This is a genomic window from Leyella stercorea (assembly GCF_021531355.1).
GTDB lineage: Bacteria > Bacteroidota > Bacteroidia > Bacteroidales > Bacteroidaceae > Prevotella.
Genome location: NZ_JADYTS010000198.1, coordinates 1 through 563, shown reverse-complemented (window position 1 = coordinate 563; position 563 = coordinate 1). Strand labels below are relative to the sequence as shown.

1 protein-coding gene is annotated in these 563 nt (G+C 42.8%); it reads right to left on the bottom strand.

Annotated elements, in window-relative coordinates; genetic code table 11:
• Window positions 1-563: transposase (locus tag I6E38_RS15060; RefSeq protein WP_235394737.1), on the bottom strand; the 563-nt coding region annotated here is incomplete at both ends.

Below are 563 nucleotides of genomic sequence, written 5' to 3'. Positions count from 1 at the left end.
AACTCTTCACAGTTCCATTGCTCAACCTGATTAAACCATAATGCGAGTTTAGGTCGTGCCACGTCCTTGTTATTGTAATCCGAATATATCTTACCCAATCTTAAAGCAAGATAATAAAACTCTTTCATGTCAGGAAACCGACAGAACAGAACCTTGGCTCTTTCTGCCTGTGATTCTGTCCAGTCATTCGGCTTTCTTACAAGCAACCTGCTGCATCTTACCATAAGCTGCTTAAGAGAGTCTCCACAGCTCAATATTTCAGGCTTGTATTCAAGCCCTTTCTCCTTGTACAAAGCACGCATGCGATTGTCCTCAGCCATCACCTCCCAACGGTGTTTTATACGTAAATCCTGAAGAGCGTCATACATTAGCTTCTGCACATGGAACCGGTCAACGATCTGCTCTGCATTGGGAAAACACTTACGTACTATCTTGTACATAGAGTTTGACATATCCATAGTAACAGACTTGACCATTGCACGTTTGCCGACAGGAAGACGCTGTAACTTCTTGATTATAAAGTCTGATTTCACTCCCTTTACCATTGCAACCAGCGTACCCTT